This is a genomic window from Streptomyces sp. CLV115 (genome assembly GCF_038448545.1).
Lineage (GTDB): Bacteria > Actinomycetota > Actinomycetes > Streptomycetales > Streptomycetaceae > Streptomyces > Streptomyces sanglieri.
In genome coordinates, this window is sequence record NZ_JBCEWQ010000078.1 from 1 (window position 1) to 17,614 (window position 17,614).

The 17,614-nt window shown below is 70.7% G+C and carries 13 protein-coding genes, 1 tRNA gene and 1 pseudogene; 14 read left to right on the forward strand and 1 reads right to left on the reverse strand.

Annotation, left to right across the window (positions count from 1 at the left end; genetic code table 11):
* The 8 genes and pseudogenes from AADR41_RS24775 to AADR41_RS24810 form a co-directional block, all read left to right on the forward strand.
* Nucleotides 1-392, forward strand: a pseudogene (locus AADR41_RS24775) (SCO3242 family prenyltransferase); the annotation flags it as partial.
* Nucleotides 389-1,246, forward strand: coding sequence for a sugar phosphate isomerase/epimerase family protein (locus tag AADR41_RS24780; RefSeq protein WP_342283605.1), 858 nt, complete (start codon nucleotides 389-391; stop codon nucleotides 1,244-1,246). The pseudogene AADR41_RS24775 and the gene AADR41_RS24780, both read left to right, overlap by 4 nt.
* A 21-nt stretch (nucleotides 1,247-1,267) precedes the next feature.
* Nucleotides 1,268-1,933, forward strand: coding sequence for an EboA domain-containing protein (locus tag AADR41_RS24785; protein ID WP_342283606.1), 666 nt, complete (start codon nucleotides 1,268-1,270; stop codon nucleotides 1,931-1,933).
* On the forward strand, nucleotides 1,933-2,781 hold the full coding sequence (locus tag AADR41_RS24790) for a TatD family hydrolase (RefSeq protein WP_342283607.1): 849 nt from the start codon (nucleotides 1,933-1,935) through the stop codon (nucleotides 2,779-2,781). Before AADR41_RS24785 ends, AADR41_RS24790 begins: the two co-directional genes overlap by 1 nt.
* Before the next feature lie 4 nt (nucleotides 2,782-2,785).
* Nucleotides 2,786-3,961 (forward strand): metabolite traffic protein EboE, encoded by a 1,176-nt coding sequence (eboE, locus tag AADR41_RS24795; protein WP_342283608.1) that lies wholly within the window; start codon nucleotides 2,786-2,788, stop codon nucleotides 3,959-3,961.
* On the forward strand, nucleotides 3,958-5,364 hold the full coding sequence (locus AADR41_RS24800) for a nucleotide pyrophosphatase/phosphodiesterase family protein (RefSeq protein ID WP_342283609.1): 1,407 nt from the start codon (nucleotides 3,958-3,960) through the stop codon (nucleotides 5,362-5,364). The genes eboE and AADR41_RS24800 overlap by 4 nt, the downstream gene beginning before the upstream one ends.
* A gap of 31 nt (nucleotides 5,365-5,395) precedes the next feature.
* On the forward strand, nucleotides 5,396-6,427 hold the full coding sequence (locus tag AADR41_RS24805; RefSeq protein WP_342283610.1) for a sugar phosphate isomerase/epimerase family protein: 1,032 nt from the start codon (nucleotides 5,396-5,398) through the stop codon (nucleotides 6,425-6,427).
* A gap of 277 nt (nucleotides 6,428-6,704) precedes the next feature.
* A tRNA-Leu gene (locus AADR41_RS24810) sits at nucleotides 6,705-6,789 on the forward strand.
* 315 nt (nucleotides 6,790-7,104) lie between these two features.
* Here the strand turns inward: AADR41_RS24810 and AADR41_RS24815 are convergent.
* A complete protein-coding gene (locus AADR41_RS24815; protein ID WP_342283611.1) occupies nucleotides 7,105-8,919 on the reverse strand; it encodes a CocE/NonD family hydrolase in 1,815 nt (604 codons plus the stop codon).
* A 702-nt stretch (nucleotides 8,920-9,621) separates the two neighbouring features.
* Between AADR41_RS24815 and AADR41_RS24820 the strand changes: the two genes are divergently transcribed.
* The 6 genes from AADR41_RS24820 (at nucleotide 9,622) to AADR41_RS24845 (ending at nucleotide 17,586) form a co-directional block, all read left to right on the forward strand.
* The gene (locus AADR41_RS24820) at nucleotides 9,622-10,638 is read left to right on the forward strand and encodes a LacI family DNA-binding transcriptional regulator (RefSeq protein ID WP_342283612.1); all 1,017 of its coding nucleotides are present in this window, start codon (nucleotides 9,622-9,624) and stop codon (nucleotides 10,636-10,638) included.
* Nucleotides 10,635-12,197, forward strand: a complete 1,563-nt coding sequence (locus tag AADR41_RS24825) for a sugar ABC transporter ATP-binding protein (RefSeq protein WP_342283613.1) — start codon at nucleotides 10,635-10,637, stop codon at nucleotides 12,195-12,197. Before AADR41_RS24820 ends, AADR41_RS24825 begins: the two co-directional genes overlap by 4 nt.
* On the forward strand, nucleotides 12,187-14,160 hold the full coding sequence (locus tag AADR41_RS24830) for an ABC transporter permease/substrate-binding protein (protein WP_342283614.1): 1,974 nt from the start codon (nucleotides 12,187-12,189) through the stop codon (nucleotides 14,158-14,160). The genes AADR41_RS24825 and AADR41_RS24830 overlap by 11 nt, the downstream gene beginning before the upstream one ends.
* A 121-nt stretch (nucleotides 14,161-14,281) precedes the next feature.
* Complete coding sequence (locus AADR41_RS24835; RefSeq protein WP_342283615.1) at nucleotides 14,282-15,232, forward strand: ribokinase; 951 nt, start codon at nucleotides 14,282-14,284, stop codon at nucleotides 15,230-15,232.
* Nucleotides 15,229-15,618 carry a D-ribose pyranase gene (gene rbsD, locus AADR41_RS24840; RefSeq protein ID WP_342283616.1) on the forward strand — a complete coding sequence of 130 codons (390 nt, stop codon included), beginning with the start codon at nucleotides 15,229-15,231 and terminating at the stop codon, nucleotides 15,616-15,618. Before AADR41_RS24835 ends, rbsD begins: the two co-directional genes overlap by 4 nt.
* A 534-nt stretch (nucleotides 15,619-16,152) precedes the next feature.
* Nucleotides 16,153-17,586 (forward strand): site-specific integrase, encoded by a 1,434-nt coding sequence (locus AADR41_RS24845; RefSeq protein ID WP_342283617.1) that lies wholly within the window; start codon nucleotides 16,153-16,155, stop codon nucleotides 17,584-17,586.
* Nucleotides 17,587-17,614: the final 28 nt, after the last annotated feature.

A 17,614-nucleotide genomic window follows, 5' to 3' on the forward strand; every position in this document is an offset into this window, starting at 1 on the left:
GTGAACGGGAGGTGGCCTCGGGGAGGACCGTGCAGCCGCGTCATGAGCGGCGCGGGGATCCGGCCGCGGCCCCGCGCACGCGCAGTGGACGGGGCGAAGACCGGGCCCGCCCCGCGCACCGCCCACCCACGGCCCTCGCCGTCACCGCTCCCGGCCTCGTGCGCACCGCGCTCACCGGCTCCTACCTCCGGACCGCCGCCGTCCCGCTGCTGCACGCCGCGCTCAACCCCTCCCCGCCGCTGACCCAGCGCGCCGTCGGCGGCGGCATCCGGGCGATGATCCCGCTCCAGGCCGTCCTCGCCGCCCGCACCGGAGCGGTCGGTACGGCGCTCGCCGTCATGGGACTCGTACCGATCGCCCGCAACCTCGCCCGGAAGGTGAGCCCGACATGACGATCCGCCTCGGCTACGGCACCAACGGGCTCACCGATCTCCGCCTGGACGACGCCCTCGGGCTGCTCGCCGACCTCGGGTACGACGGGGTCGGCCTGACCCTCGACCACATGCACCTCGACCCCCTCGCCCCGGACCTCGCCGCCCGCACCGCCCACGTGGCGGCCCGGCTCCACGAGCTGGGGCTCGGCGTCACCGTGGAGACCGGCGCCCGCTACGTCCTCGACCCGCGCCGCAAGCACGGCCCCTCCCTCCTGGACCCGGACCCGGAGGCCCGCGCCGCCCGCACTCGGCTGCTCGTCCGGGCCGTCGGCATCGCCGCCGACCTCGGCGCCCACGCCGTGCACTGCTTCAGCGGCGTCATCCCGCCCGACACCACCCCCGACACCGCCTGGCAACGGCTCACCGGCTCCCTCACCCCGGTGCTGGAGGCCGCCGACCGATCCGGCATTCCGCTCGCGATCGAGCCCGAGCCCGGACACCTCCTCGCCACACTCGCCGACTTCCATCACCTGCGTGTCCTCTGCGCAGATCCCGCGCCGCTCGGACTCACCCTCGACATCGGCCACTGCCAGTGCCTGGAGCCCGCCATGCCGGTCGACTGCGTCCACGAGGCCGCCCCCTGGATCCGCCACGTCCAGATCGAGGACATGCGCCGCGGCGTCCATGAACACCTCCCCTTCGGCGAGGGCGAGATCGACTTCCCGCCCGTGCTCGAAGCACTAGACACCCTCTCGGACACCGGCTACCGGGGCCTCACCGTCGTCGAACTGCCCCGCCACTCCCACGCCGGACCCGAACTCGCCCGCACCTCCATCGAGTTCCTCCGCAAGCACGGTCCGTCGAGCCACTGAATCGCCGAAGGGAGCGACACCATGCCGATGTCCCCGACGAACCCCCCGCTGCTGACCCGCGAGGAGCTCGACGCACAGCTCGGCGGAGCCGCGCGCGCCTGGCTGGACGAGGCACTCGCCGAGGCGGAACACGCCGCCTCCCACCCGGACACCGAACAATCCCGCAGCCCCTACGCCGCCCCACCGTGGGAACTGCGCTACGCCGCGGCCGGCCGGCACTGCGGACTCGAACACACCGACTCCGTACGCGCCCTCCTGCTCATCGAAGCCAGAGCCGCGCTGCCCGCCCTGACCAGGCTCTACGAACAGGGCACCGCCGCCGAACGACGCGCCGTCCTGCTCGCCCTGCACCGGCTGGACCTCGGCCCCACCGCCCTCCCGCTCGTCGAGGACGCCCTGCGCACCAATGACACCCGGCTCGTCGCCGCGGCCGTCGGACCGTACGCCGCCGCCCATCTCGATGCGCACAACTGGCGCCACGCCGTTCTCAAGTGCCTCTTCACCGGGGTCGGAGCCGAAGCCGTCGACGGACTGGCCCGCCGCGCCCGCGGCGACGCCGAACTCGCCCGGATGCTCGGCGACTTCGCCGCCGAACGCATCGCCGCCGGCCGCAGTGTCCCGGCCGACCTCACCCGCGTCCTCGAACTCACCACCCCCGGTGCCGCCGCCCCCACGGAGGAGTCCTGATGCGCATCTTCGACCCGCACATCCACATGACCTCCCGCACCACGGACGACTACCGGGCGATGTACGACGCGGGAGTCCGCGCACTCGTGGAACCCTCCTTCTGGCTCGGCCAGCCCCGAACCTCGCCCGCCAGCTTCTTCGACTACTTCGACGCCCTGCTCGGCTGGGAACCCTTCCGCGCCGCCCAGTACGGCATCGCCCACCACTGCACGCTCGCCCTCAACCCCAAGGAGGCGAACGACCCGCGCTGCACCCCCGTCCTGGACGCCCTGCCCCGCTATCTGGTCAAGGACTCCGTCGTGGCCGTCGGCGAGATCGGCTACGACTCCATGACCCCGGCCGAGGACACCGCACTGGCCACCCAGCTCCAGCTCGCCGCCGACCACGGCCTGCCCGCCCTCGTGCACACCCCCCACCGGGACAAGCTCGCCGGGCTGCACCGCACCATCGACGTCGTCCGCGAATCCCACCTCCCCCCGGAGCGGGTGCTGCTCGACCACCTCAACGAGACGACCGTGAAGGACGCCAGGGACAGCGGCTGCTGGGCCGGCTTCTCCATCTACCCCGACACCAAGATGGACGAGGACCGCATGATCGCGATCCTCAGGATCCACGGCACCGAGAAGATCCTGGTCAACTCGGCGGCCGACTGGGGCCAAAGCGATCCCCTCAAGACCCGCAAGGTGGGCGACGCGATGCTCGCCGCCGGGTTCAGCGACGACGACGTCGACAAGGTGCTCTGGCGCAACCCCGTCGAGTTCTACGGGCAGAGCGGCCGGCTCCAGCTCGGCATCGCCACCCCCGAACCACTTCACGAGGGCAACTCCGTCCTGCGCGGCGGGGAGTGAGGCGATGCGCTTCCGCCACCCCGACGGCTCCACCGTCCACCTGTCGTACTGCACCAACGTCCACCCCGCCGAGACACTCGACGGCGTCCGCGCCCAACTGCGCGACCACTGCGAACCCGTCCGCAAGCGCCTCGGCCGCGACCGGCTCGGCATCGGCCTCTGGCTCGCCAGGGACGCGGCCCGCACCCTGGTCGACGACCCGGCCGAGCTGAGGTCCCTGCGCGCCGAACTGGACCGCCGCGGCCTGGAGGTCGTCACCCTCAACGGCTTCCCGTACGAGGGATTCGGCGCCGACGAGGTCAAGTACCGGGTGTACAAGCCGGACTGGACGGACCCAGAAAGGCTGACCCACACCACCGACCTCGCCCGGCTCCTGGCCGGACTGCTCCCCGACGACGCCACCGAAGGAACCATCTCCACCCTCCCGATCGCCTGGCGCACCCCCTTCGACTCGGACCCCGAAGCGGCCAGCGCCGTACACACCGCGCTCACCACCCTCGGCGAACGACTCGACGCCCTCGCCGAACTCACCGGCAGATCCATCCGCGTCGGCCTCGAACCCGAGCCGGGCTGCACCGTCGAGACCACCGCCGACGCGATCGCCCCGCTCACCGCCGTCGCACACCCACGCATCGGCATCTGCATCGACACCTGCCACCTCGCCACCTCCTTCGAGGACCCCGGCACCGCCCTGGACACCCTGCGTGCCGCGGACATCCCGATCGTCAAATCACAGCTCTCCGCCGCACTGCACGCCGAACACCCCCACCTCCCCGAGGTTCGCACCGCACTCGCCGCCTTCGCCGAACCCCGCTTCCTGCACCAGACCCGCACCCGCACCGCCGCCGGACTGCGCGGCACCGACGACCTCGACGAGGCCGTCACCGGCCGGGCCCTGCCGGACGGAGCCCCCTGGCGCGCCCACTTCCACGTCCCCCTGCACACACCGCCCGCGCCACCGCTCACCTCCACCCTTCACGTACTGCGATCCACCCTGACCCGCCTGGTGGGCGGCGCACGCCCCCTCACCAGGCACCTGGAGGTCGAGACGTACACCTGGCAGGCGCTCCCGGCCGCGCTGCGGCCCCGTACCCGCACCCAGCTCGCCGACGGCATCGCCGCCGAACTCACCCTCGCCCGCGACCTCCTGGTCGACCTCGGCCTCAAGGAGCTCCCATGACCACAGCCGAGCAGCCCACCGGGACCGCGGCTCCCACCCCTCTCCTCGTCATCGACGTCGTCGGCCTCACCCCACAGCTCCTCGACCACATGCCGCACCTGAAGGCCCTGGGACAGTCCGGCACCCACGCCCCGCTCGGCACCGTCCTGCCCGCCGTCACCTGCGCGGCCCAGTCCACCTTCCTCACCGGCACCACCCCCGCCGAGCACGGCATCGTCGCCAACGGCTGGTACTTCCGCGAGCTCGGCGACGTCCTGCTCTGGCGCCAGCACAACGGACTGGTCGCGGGCGACAAGCTCTGGGACGCCGCCCGCCGGGCCCACCCCGGCTACACCGTCGCCAACATCTGCTGGTGGTACGCGATGGGCGCCGACACCGACATCACCGTCACCCCACGCCCCGTCTACTACGCCGACGGCCGCAAGGAACCCGACTGCTACACCCGGCCGCCCACCCTCCACGACGAACTCACCGAGAAACTCGGCACCTTCCCCCTCTTCCACTTCTGGGGCCCCGGCGCCGACCTCGTCTCCTCGCAGTGGATCATCGACGCGACCCGGCACATCCTCGACACCCGCCACCCCGACCTGGCCCTGTGCTACCTCCCGCACCTCGACTACGACCTGCAGCGCTTCGGCCCCGACGACCCGCGCTCCTACCGGGCCGCGGCCGAACTCGACCGGGCCATGGCCCCCCTCCTGGACGACGCCCGCCGAGAGGGCCGCACCGTGGTGGCCCTCTCCGAATACGGCATCACCCGCGTGGACCGGCCCGTCGACATCAACCGGGCACTGCGCCGCGCCGGCCTCCTGGAGGTCCACACCCAGGACGGCATGGAATACCTCGACCCGATGGCCTCCCGCGCCTTCGCCGTCGCCGACCACCAGCTCGCCCACATCTACGTACGCCGCCCCGAGGACCTGGAAGCCACCCGCGAAGCGCTCCGGGACCTCCAGGGCATCGAGCAGCTCCTCGACGACGAGGGCAAGAAGGCACACGGCCTGGACCACCCGCGCTCCGGCGAGCTGGTCGCCGTCGCGGACCCGGACGCCTGGTTCACGTACTACTACTGGCTCGACGACGCCCGCGCGCCCGACTTCGCGCAGCTCGTCGAGATCCACCGCAAACCCGGCTACGACCCCGTCGAACTCTTCCTGGACCCCCAGGACCCGTACGTCCGGGTCAAAGCGGCCACGGCCGTCGCCCGCAAGAAGCTCGGCATGCGCTACCGCATGGCGGTCGTGCCGCTGGACCCGTCACCTATTCGCGGCAGCCACGGCCGCCTTCCGCAGAGCGACGAAGAAGGTCCGCTCATCCTGTGCTCCACCCCCCACGCGTTCACCGGCCCCGTCCGGGCCACCGAAGTGAAGTCCCTGCTGCTCCGACTCGCCGGACTGCACTGACAACGTCCCGCCCCCCAGAAGGAGTTCCCCCATGAGCCGCCGCACCCCCGTCGACGCCGAACTCGCCCACAAGCTCAGCAGGCGCTCCATGCTCGGCGTCGCCGCAGGAGCCACCGCAGCCGCCCTGCTCGGCGCCGCCGCCCCGGCCGCCTCCGCCCAGGGCAGGCCCCAGGGCGACCCCCTGCTGCCGCCGGGCCGCCTCGGGATCCAGCTCTACACCCTGCGCGACAAGGTCTCGACCCTCGGCTTCGACAAGGTCTTCGCCGAACTCTCGGCGTACGGCTACGACGAGGTCGAGTACGCCGGCTACACCCAGGGCTCGGCCGGCGCCATCACCCTCGCCCAGCTCAAGCAGCTGACCCGCGACCACGGTCTCAAGGGCATCGGCAGCCACGTCGGCTACTACGACGACAACAACGCCGGCGCCTACACCTTCGCGCAGAACCTCACCAAGGTCCTCGACGACGCCCAGGCACTCGGCCTCAAGCACGTCGGCACCGCCTCGGGGCCGTTCCGCTACGGAACGACGGTCGACGCCTGGAAGCGCGCCGCCGCGGACTTCAACACCTACGGTGCCGCGGCCAGGGAGCGCGGCATGAAGTTCTACCAGCACAACCACGCCGAGGAGTTCTCCTTCGCCACGGACCGGCCCGACGTCCGCCTCTACGACGTGCTGCTCGCCGAGACCGACCCCGATCTGGTCTTCCTGGAGATGGACATCTACTGGGCCTACGTCGGCCAGTTCCGGTTCGGCAAGCGGGCCGACGGCACCCCCGACACCTTCGACCCGCTGCACTACGTACTGAAGCAGCCCGACCGCTACCCGCTCTTCCACGTCAAGGACGGCGAGCACGACATCGCGGCCCGCGACGGCTACCGCATGGTCGACGTCGGGGACGGCGACATCGACTACAAGAAGTTCCTCTCCGCCGTCACCAGGACCCACGGCGGCCGCCGCGACCACCACTGGCAGGTGGAGCACGACCAGCCGATAGTGGACTCCTTCACCACGGCCCGCCGCTCCGCCGCCTACCTGCACACCCTGCGCCGCAAGGGCTGCTAGGACCGCCCGCCCGCGAAGGCCCTCCCCGCGACCGGCGAGGAGGGCCGCCGGGCGGCCCGGTGCCGCGGCCGGTCCGTTCATGCACGCGGGCAAGCGGCCCACATCCTGTGCTCGAACCGAACGTACGCCTGCGACCACGGAGCGTGGACGAGGTGGGGCGGATGGCGCCGGGTGCACCCGACGCGCCGCACTGACCACCGGAAACGCAGGTGAGAGGTGCGCAGAACCCCTGGTATTGTTTTCCATGTCGCCGCGGGAAACCGGGGCCGACCACCTGGTCCGGGTGGCGGAATGGCAGACGCGCTAGCTTGAGGTGCTAGTGCCCTTTATCGGGCGTGGGGGTTCAAGTCCCCCCTCGGACACAATGGTCAACCGACCCAATGAAGCCGGTCACAGAGACACCTTGTCACTGTGACCGGCCTTGTTGTTGTGGTGGACACGATCTGGCCCTCTGCGAGCTCGCACAGGGCCAGACCTGTTTGTGCTGTTCGGACGGGGAGTTCCTGGCGGTAGCGGATGCCGATGTCCCGGGCGAAGGCGACGGACCCGCGGCGGCGGATCGCGCGCCCATGGCCGGGGGTGGTGCTGCCCTGTCGGAAGCCGGGTGCTGTCGTCGGGCAGGACGGCCGGGCGGGTCCGGTGCACGCGAGCCCGCCCGGCCGTCACCGGGGTGCTGGTCAGCCGAGGGGCAGTTCCAGGGCGGCCTCGTGCCCGGTCGGGGAGGTGATGGTGAGGGTGCCGTCCTGCTTGCCGGTGAACGCGTAGAGGCGGTCCCGGCTGTTGACGACCAGGGTGAGGCGGTGGCCGTCGGCGAGGTCGTAGGCGGCGGGCTGGAGCGTCCAGTCGACGGTCCGGTCCGTGCCGGTGACCAGGCCTGTGGTGGTGAGGGGTTCGTGGGTGATGATCCGGGCGGTGCCGTCCGGGGCCACGTCGAAGAGGTAGGCGACCAGGGTCGCGGCGTCGCCCGCCTCGGCGCGGACGGTGAGCCTGAGCCTGGCGGCGCCGCGGATACGGCGCCCGCCCGCCAGCTCCTCGGTGGACCAGACAAGGAGCCGGTCGCGGTCGAAGCCGGCCGGGTCGTAGGTCTTGGGGTTGCCGAACCACTCCTTCTGGCCGGTCTCCATGATGTCGTCCATGGCGGTGGCGGTGGTCTCGTCCCCGGCGGTGAACGCGCGGCTCCAGCCCGTGGACGGCTTGTCGGACAGGGTGCCCTCGCCGTCCCCGTCGGTGCCGCTCAGGTACCAGGCCTCGGTGCCGGTGGTGGCCTCGGACCAGGAACCGAGCGATTCGCGCCGTGCTGCCTCGTCAATCCGGTCGCCGCCGGTTCCGGTCGGCTTGGTCTTGTAGGTGAACATCACCTGGCTGTTGACCACCGGCCAGTCCGGCACCTTGTTGGCCGTGCCGAGCAGGTGGTGGTCGAGCCAGGCGTAGGCCTCCGTCGTCGGCTTGAGGTAGCCCCAGAACGGGGTGCCGCTCGGCATGCCGGTGATGCCGACGCCCTCCGGGGCGCCGTGGTCGCCGATCCACAGGTTCAGGTGCTTGGGAACGGTGAGCTTCTCGAAGGCCGCGATCGCCTCACCCGCGGGGAACAGGCTCTCGTGCCAGGTGTTCGAGTAGAAGGTCGGGACACCACGGGCGTTGGTGATGTCCACGTAGGTCTCCGGGGACCGCACGGTGCCCCACTCCACCACCTCCTCCATGTTCTGCCCGTCCTGGAAGTTCTGGAGGATGCGCCACGTCGCGTCGTCGAACTTCTCCTTCTCCTTGCCCTTCTCGGCTCCGGTGAAGTTGATCAGCAGCTCCACGGCCTTCTCGTGCCGGGTGCCGTTGTCGTAGAGGCTGGTGGCCAGATTGCCCCATGTGCTCAGGGCGACCACGGCGGCGACCCGGTTCTTCTCGTCGTGCGCGGCGACCAGCTGGCTGATCCCGGAACCGTAGGACAGGCCCAGGAAGCCGACCCTGCTCGGCGCGAACAGCCCTTCCGCGTGGTCGATCACCTTCGACCCGTCCGCCCAGTCGTCCGGGCCGGCGACGCCGATGAACCCGTCGGACGTGAACGGCCCGTCCGGCTCGCCGAATCCTCGGGGCGTGTACGCCAGAACGTGGTAGCCGCGCGCCGCCAGGGAGAGGTATCCCACCATGAACGGCATCCAGCCGTACGGGTTCCACCCGGCGGGCACGATCACCACCGGGCGCGGCTCCGAGGTCTTCTGCTTGATCGCGAACGCGGAGAGACCGATCTCGTCCGTCACGGCAATGCGCGGGAAACCGACCCCGGCCTGCCCCAGGACCCGCTCCACCAGCTCCCGCAGCCCCTCGGGAAGCGCCCCGGCCGGGGCCGTCCCCTGGAGCGCCGCGAGCAGGGCCCTCGCGACGGCGAGTACCGACGGGTTGATGTCCAGGCTCGCGCCGCGCCAGATGCCGTTGGCAGCGATGTCCGCGAGGGTCGCGTCGGTGACCGACGCGACCGGCTCTCCGCCTTCTGTAGTCATGTGAACCGCTCCGTTCCTGCTGTGGCTGGATGACCAGGGCGCCCACCTCCGGGCGCCAGGCGGATCATGGACAGGGGTGCACACACCGAAACGGAAGGGCGACCGACCGCACTCGATCGGATGGAGAAACCCCCGGCCCGTGGTCCCGGCAGCGGTGTACTTGGTGGACGGGCCGGGCCCGGGCGGTGGCCTTCTGCGAACAGGCCCGAGGAGGGTGCGGCCACAGCCGAAGTCCGGTCACAACGGCCGTGACCGAGCCATGGCTCGACGATGACCGGTTGACGCCCCTGACAGGGCGCCCGGCCGGCTCCTGCCGCCCGGATCGCCCGATCCTGCCGGCGCTCACCGGCTGCGACCACCGGACCGGACCGGCAGCGGGAAGCCGGTCGAGTGCCGGTCGGGAATCCTCACGGTCGGCATTCCGCGTTCCCGGGCCCGCGCGTCGATGCGGGGTGTCGCATGTGACGCCGCGCCCCGCTCCCGGACGCCGGCGCCTCGCCTCCGTGGGCTCCCGCGCCACTCGCCGGGCATCGCCGACTGCTTGCCGCCGGCCGCCGGCCGCTCGTCACGATCCGGTCTCGGAGGGCGGGTGGGGGCTTGTTTCCGGCCGTGTAATCGTTTCCAATCTTCCGTGTAATCGATTCCATGGCTACGGCCCACTGGTTTCGAGGCTCACGGAAACCACAAGGAGGTGGTCCGGACATGACGAGCATCAAGGACGTCGCGGCTCAGGCAGGGGTCTCTGTCGCCACGGTCTCCCGTGTTCTCAACAGTCATCCCTCCGTCAGCCCGGACGCACGGACCCGGGTCCTCGCCGCCGTCGACGCCCTCGGCTACCGGCCCAACGCCGTCGCCCGCTCGCTGCGCACCGATCAGACACGCACCCTCGGCCTGGTCATCAGTGACGTGCTCAACCCGTACTTCACCGAACTGGCCCGCTTCGTCGAGGAGGAGGCCCGGGCCCTCGGCTACAGCGTCATCATCGGCAACGCGGACGAGCGGCCGGAGCTTCAGGACCATCACGTCCGCACGCTCCTCGACCGCAGGATCGACGGGCTCCTCGTCTCGCCCGCCGACGGCGACTCCCCGCTCATGTCCGAGGTGTCGCGCGGCGGTACGCCGATGGTCTTCGTGGACCGCTGGATGCCCGGCGTCGACGTCCCCGTCGTACGCGCCGACGGCCGCCACGCGATCCGGGACCTGGTCGCCCATCTGCACGCACTCGGCCACCGCAGGCTCGCCATCATCGCCGGCCCCGCGGCCACCACCACGGGCGACGAACGCGTCGAGGCCTTCCGCGAGGCGCTGCGTGCGTACGAACTCGACCTGCCCGAGGCCTACATCGGCCAGGGCGACTTCCAGGCGGACAGCGGCCGGCGCGTCACCGAACGCTTCCTGGCGCTCCCCGAGCCGCCCGAGGTCGTCTTCGCCGCCGACAACCTGATGGCACTCGGCGCGCTGGACGCCATCCGGGCGGCCGGTCTGCGCGTCCCGCAGGACATGGGGCTCGCCGCCTTCGACGACATCCCGTGGTTCGTCCACACCGACCCGCCGATCACGGCGATCGCCCAGCCGACCGGCGAACTCGGCCGCGCCGCCGTCCGTGCGCTGGTCGACATGGTCGAGGGCCGGTCCCCGCAGTCCGTCACCCTTCCCGCCCGCCTCGTCGTACGCCGTTCCTGCGGCGAGCCCGCTTCGGAACAGAGGAGCAACTTGTGAGCAAGCCGGACGAGTTGCTGCGCATCGAGGGCGTACGCAAGACCTTCCCCGGCGTGGTCGCGCTGGACAGCGTGGACTTCGACCTGCGCGGCGGCGAGGTGCATGTCCTGCTCGGTGAGAACGGAGCGGGCAAGAGCACACTCATCAAGATGCTCTCCGGTGCCTACCGCCCGGACAGCGGACGGATCTTCGCCAAGGGCCGCGAGGTCCGCATCCACGGTGCGCAGGACGCCGAACGGCTCGGCATCGCCACGATCTACCAGGAGTTCAACCTGGTGCCCGATCTGACGGTGGCCGAGAACATCTTCCTCGGCCGGCAGCCGCGCCGCTTCGGAATGATCGACCGGCGCCGTATGGAGTCGGACGCCGAGGTGCTCCTGCACCGGGTCGGTCTGCACGTCTCGCCGAAGGCCAAGGTCCGTGAACTGGGCATCGCCCGGCTCCAGATGGTGGAGATCGCCAAGGCACTCAGCCTGGACGCCCGCGTGCTGATCATGGACGAGCCGACCGCCGTCCTCACCTCGGAAGAGGTCGACAAGCTCTTCCGGATCGTGCGGCAGCTGCGCGAGGACGGAGTGGGGATCGTCTTCATCACCCACCACCTCGAAGAGATCGCGGCACTCGGCGACCGGGTCACCGTGCTGCGCGACGGCCGGTCCATCGGCCAGGTCCCCGCATCGACGCCCGAGGCGGAACTCGTACAGCTGATGGTGGGACGCAGCATCGACCAGCAGTACCCCCGCGAACGCCCGGAAACCGGCGACCCGTTGCTCTCGGTGCGCGGTCTGACGCGCAACGGCGTCTTCCACGACATCAGCTTCGAGGTACGGGCCGGAGAGGTGGTCGGTCTCGCCGGACTCGTCGGCGCGGGACGCACCGAGGTCGCCCGCGCGGTCTTCGGCGCCGACCCCTACGACGGGGGCACCGTCGACGTACGCGGCGAGCGGCTGGCCAAGCACGACGTCACCGCCGCGATGAGCGCCGGAATCGGCCTCGTGCCCGAGGACCGCAAGGGACAGGGCCTGGTGCTCGACGCCTCGGTCCAGGAGAACCTGGGCCTGGTCACCCTGCGTTCGGCGAGCCGGTCCGGACTCGTGGACCTCAAGGGACAGCGGGTGGCCGCGGCCCGGATCGCCGAACAGCTCGGCGTACGGATGGCGGGTCTCGGCCAGCACGTCCGTACGCTCTCCGGCGGCAACCAGCAGAAGGTCGTCATCGGGAAGTGGCTGCTCGCCGACACCGGAGTGCTGATCCTCGACGAACCCACCCGTGGCATCGACGTCGGCGCCAAGGTCGAGATCTACCAGCTCATCAACGAGCTGACCGCCTCGGGCCACGCGGTTCTGATGATCTCCAGCGACCTGCCCGAAGTCCTCGGCATGAGCGACCGGGTGCTGGTCATGTCCCAGGGCCGGATCGCCGGAGAACTCCCCGCCCACGAAGCGACCCAGGACGCGGTGATGGCTCTCGCCGTCGGCGCGGCCCCCACGACAGCGCCCACCACGACTACGGCGGCGGATCCGACCGTGAACGAAGAGGAGAGCCCCCGTGGCCACTGACACGCTCAAGAGCAATACGGGCGCCAGTGGCGCCGCAGGGCGCACGGTTCGCCGGCTCCTGCTCGAAAACGGCGCCCTGAGCGCCCTGGTCGTACTCCTGGTGGCGATGTCGCTGCTCTCCGGCGACTTCCTGACCACCCAGAACCTGCTGAACGTCGGTGTACAGGCCGCCGTCACCGCGATCCTCGCGTTCGGCGTCACCTTCGTCATCGTGTCGGCGGGCATCGATCTGTCCGTCGGCTCGGTGGCCGCGCTGTCCGCGACGGTCCTCGCCTGGTCGGCCACCTCGGAGGGGCTGCCGGTCTGGCTGGCCGTCGTCCTCGCCGTCGCCACCGGCATCGCCTGCGGCTTCGTCAACGGGGCCCTCGTCTCGTACGGCAAACTGCCACCGTTCATCGCGACGCTCGCGATGCTGTCCATCGCGCGGGGCCTGTCCCTGGTCATCTCCCAGGGAAAGCCGATCGACTTCCCCGACCCGGTCTCCGTGCTCGGCGACACGCTCGGTGGTTGGCTCCCTGTCCCCGTCCTCGTGATGGTCGTGATGGGACTGATCGCGGCACTGGTCCTCGCCCGTACCTACATCGGCCGTTCGATGTACGCGATCGGCGGCAACGAGGAGGCGGCCCGGCTCTCCGGGCTGCGCGTCAAGCGGCAGAAGCTGGCGATCTACGCACTGTCCGGGCTCTTCGCCGCGGTCGCGGGCATCGTCCTCGCGTCCCGGCTGACCTCCGCGCAGCCGCAGGCCGCGCAGGGGTACGAACTCGACGCGATCGCCGCGGTCGTCATCGGCGGCGCCAGCCTCGCCGGCGGTGTCGGCAAGGCGTCCGGCACACTGATCGGCGCGCTCATCCTCGCCGTGCTGCGCAACGGGCTGAACCTCCTCTCGGTGTCCGCCTTCTGGCAGCAGGTCGTCATCGGTGTCGTCATCGCCCTCGCGGTGCTGCTGGACACGGTCCGCCGCAAGGCCGGATCCGGCGCCGCCGCCCCGGGCGGTTCCTCTGCCGCGCCGGGGTCGCCGGGATCGGGCCGCAAGGGAGCGGGAGTGCTGAAGTTCGGCATCGCCGCAGTGTGCGTGGCCGTCGTCGTGGGCGGGGTGTCCTACTTCAACTCCGGCTCCTCCGGAGGCAACACCAAGGTGGGCATGTCGCTCTCCACTCTCAACAACCCCTTCTTCGTGCAGATGAAGGCGGGCGCACAGGCCGAGGCCAGGACGGCCGGGGTCGACCTCACTGTCACCGATGCGCAGAACGACGCCTCGCAGCAGGCCAACCAGCTCCAGAACTTCACGAGTTCCGGCATGAAGTCGATCATCGTCAACCCGGTGGACTCCGATGCGGCGGGCCCCGCCGTCCGGGGCGCCAACAAGGCGGACATCCCGGTGATCGCCGCCGACCGAGGGGTCAACAAGGCACGGACCGCCACCCTCGTGGCATCCGACAACGTGGCAGGTGGCAGGCTCGCCGCCAAGGCACTGGCCGACCGGCTCGGGGGCAGGGGCAGCATCATCGTGCTGCAGGGGACGGCCGGCACCTCGGCCAGCCGCGAGCGCGGCGCCGGATTCGCCGAGGGACTCAAGGCGTACCCGGGCATCAAGGTCGTCGCCAGGCAGCCGGCGGACTTCGACCGCACGAAGGGCCTGGACGTCATGACCAACCTGCTCCAGTCCCACCCCGGGATCACCGGTGTCTTCGCCGAGAACGACGAGATGGCACTCGGCGCGGTCAGGGCGCTCGGCAGCAAGGCGGGCACGTCGGTGTCCGTCGTCGGATTCGACGGAACTCCCGACGGGCTGAAGGCGGTCGGCGCAGGCACGCTGTACGCGTCCGTGGCCCAGCAGCCGAAGGAACTCGGCCGGATCGCCGTGCAGAACGCGGTGAAGGCGGCGGAGGGCAAGAAGGTCGACAGCATGGTGAAGGTGCCGGTCAAGGTCGTCACCAAGCAGAACGTCGCCGATTTCTCCTGACCGCGAAAGACAGCGAAAGACCGCAGATGACCGCAGATGGCCATGGATGACTGCGGATGACTGCGAACGAGTGGGGCCCGGGCGGGCCCCGAGCAGTGGCCGGCCACGGAAAGCAGGAACGATGAACGACAGCGATCGCGATCACGGCCAGGACCGGTACGACCTGCTGGTCGTGGGCTCCGCCAACGCCGACCTGGTCGTCGGCGTCGAACGCCGGCCGGCCGCCGGTGAGACCGTGCTCGGCTCCGACCTTGCCGTCCATCCGGGCGGCAAGGGCGGGAACCAGGCGGTCGCCGCCGCCCGCCTCGGTGCCCGCACGGCTCTGCTGGCCCGGGTGGGCGACGACGCGCACGGCCGCCTGCTGCTGGAATCACAGCGGGCGGCGGGCGTCGATACCGCCGGTGTCCTCGTGGGCGGGGCCCCCACCGGCGTGGCGCTGATCACCGTGGACCCCTCGGGGGACAACAGCATCGTGGTGTCGCCGGGGGCCAACGCCCGGCTCACACCCAGGGACGTCCGGGCGGCCGGCGCGCTCCTCGGCGCCGCCCGAGTCGTCTCCGTACAGCTGGAGATCCCGCTGGAGACGGTCGCCGAGGTGGCCGGGGCGATGTCGCCCGGCAGCAGGCTGGTGCTGAACCCCTCTCCGCCCGCGCCCCTGCCCGGCCGTGTGCTGGGTGTCTGCGACCCCCTGGTGGTCAATGAGCACGAAGCGCGCTACGTGCTGGGCGAGTCCGCGGGCAGCACGCCGCAGGAGTGGGCGCGGGCACTGCTCAGTCTCGGCCCCCGATCGGTCGTGGTCACGCTGGGGGCGGCGGGAGCTCTCGTCGCGGACGGCCGTACCGGCGATGTCGTACCCGTTCCGAGCCCCAGGGTCGAAGCCGTGGACACGACCGGGGCGGGCGACGCCTTCACGGCAGCCCTGGCCTGGCGGCTCGGCCTGGGGGAGGAGCTCACGGAGGCCGCCGCGTTCGCCGTCAGAGTGGGGGCGGCGGCCGTCACCCGGCGGGGCGCGCAGGAGTCCTTCCCCACGGCGGACGAAGTCCCGGCCGCAGCGGAAGCCGCCACCCCGTGAAGAAGGCAGGAATCCTCAACCGCCACCTCGCCGGAGCCCTGGCCGAGCTGGGACACGGCGACGGAGTGCTGATCTGCGACGTGGGCATGCCCATCCCGGCCGGCCCCCGCGTCGTCGACCTGGCCTTCCGCGCCGGAGTCCCCTCGTTCGCCGAGGTTCTCGACGGTCTGCTGGACGAACTCGTCGTGGAGGGCGCGACAGCTGCACACGAGGTCGTGGAGGCCAACCCGGAGACCGCCCGGCTCCTGACCGACCGCCTGACCGGACTCGCCCATGTACCCCACGACGAGCTCAAGCTGCTCTCGGCGGGAGCCCGGCTGGTGGTACGGACGGGAGAGGCGCGGCCGTACGCGAATGTCCTCCTGAGGTGCGGGGTCTTCTTCTGACCTCTCCGCAAGGGCCGGGCGGTATCGTTCGGTGCACCGGAAGAGGGGCAGGCGGGTCGGTGGGACCAGTGCTGTTGGTGGACGTGGACGGACCGCTTATCTGTGCGCTTCGATCCCGTCTCGCTGTCTCACTGGCCAGCCCGCCCACGCCCGCTATGGCCTGCCCGTGTGCGTGCCTCACTCTGGAAGGCCGTCAGCGGGTGAGCGCCCTCCGAGATCGCCCGGTGATCGCCATGACTGCGAACGGGAATGCATCCCGACCGAGGCCGAGGGCCATCCCACGTCCATCCAGGCACGGTGATGCGCCGGGGTGGCCGGAGCCTCGGCAACACCTGGACCTACGAATTGCAGACCTGCCGGAGACGCAAGCCACGGGAAGCCTCTGCAGCCGCGCCCGCCAACGGCACCGCCGCCGACAGTGAAACTGTCACCTCTGGGACACCGCTACGGTCGAACCAGATCAACAACCATCACATGGCTGCCAGTTTCATCGATATCGGGCACATCCGAATGTGTCCCACCTACCGTGCAACGGTGATTCTCTTCTACTTCTCCAAAGCTGGTGGGGAGGATTGGGACCTCGCCTCGCCACCGCTCAACCGCGACGGCATGCCGGTTCTCGTGGACGATGATCTCCGCTTCGAAGACGAGAACGGTCTCCGACCGGTGACGTTCATCAACCGCTGGCTGCGAGAGCTGCCGATCAGCGGAGCCCCTGCCGAGAGCTCATGGAAGACCTACGCCCTACAGCTGAAGTCTTGGGTCGAATTCCTGTCCGCCCATGGCATCGCCCTGTTCTCCGACCGCCAGCGGCTACGAGACGGCCTGTCCCTGTACTCCGAGCATCGCCTGTCCGGCCCGCTGGAGGTCCGGCTTGGAGCGTCCAGCTGGAACCTTGCGATCAAAACCATCGCGGCGTTCTACCAGTGGGCCGTGAACGAGGGGCACTGTCAGCAGGTCCCGTTCTCCTACGCAGTGGGCTCCCACCTGCGCCCTGACGGCGTACGAGTGGAGTCCGCCCGTAACCTCGCCACCGTGCGCGGCGCCAGACGGCACGCCACCCGTAAGTATCTGGAGCGGCCGTACTCCGATCTGCTGCTCAACGCTCTCGCGGGCAACGGCCCGGACGGCGAGCCCGACCGCACGTTCCGGGGCCGCGAGACCGGCAGGAACGTCGCCGGGGGTTCGCTTGCGATCTCCACCGGTCTGCGGCTCCGAGAATGGCGGCTCCTCACGCTGTGGGAGATCCCTCCCCTCCCCCGCCAGCGGACCGCCGTCCCCATCCCGTTGTCGCTCGCACCTCCGACCACCAAGGGCAGCAAGGGCCGACAAACCTGGGTGGAATACGACGCCCTGGCCCGCGTCCACGACTACACGACTCTGGAGCGGGCCGCCCATGTGGACGGCTCCCGCTGGCGCCCTGCTTACGCCCTCCACGTAGAGAACCCAACATACGAGGGCGCCTACCTCAACGGCACCTACCGCCGCTGGCACCTGCTGACTCCAGCCGAAAGGCTCCGCCTTGTGGGCCCCGGTGGCGGGAGCGCCCTCCTCGCCGTCCAGTCCGACGGCTCACCCTTCCTGGACTGGGCGACCACACTCCGCCGGACCTCCGCCCGCGTCCGAGACCGGTGGGAGCCCGCGTTCCCGCACGTCCACCCCCACATGACCCGCCACACGATGGCCATGGCCACCCTGGAAAAGCTGGTGCGCGGCTACTACCAGCAGGCCGCCCGCCTGGTCCTCGACACCGGCGACGACAACGCCATGGCTCTCTACCTCACCAAGGCCGATCCCCTGCTAATCCTGCGGGACCTCCTCGGCCATGCCAGTGTCGCCACCACCCAGGTGTACCTCCATCTTCTGGACACCCAGCGGATCTTCCGCCAGGCATACGAGGACGCCGACCTTGACCCGGCCGCCCGCCTGGAGGCCGGATCAGAATTCCAGGACTCCGATGCCTGCTGAAATCCAACAGCCTCTCGCCGTTCAGTAC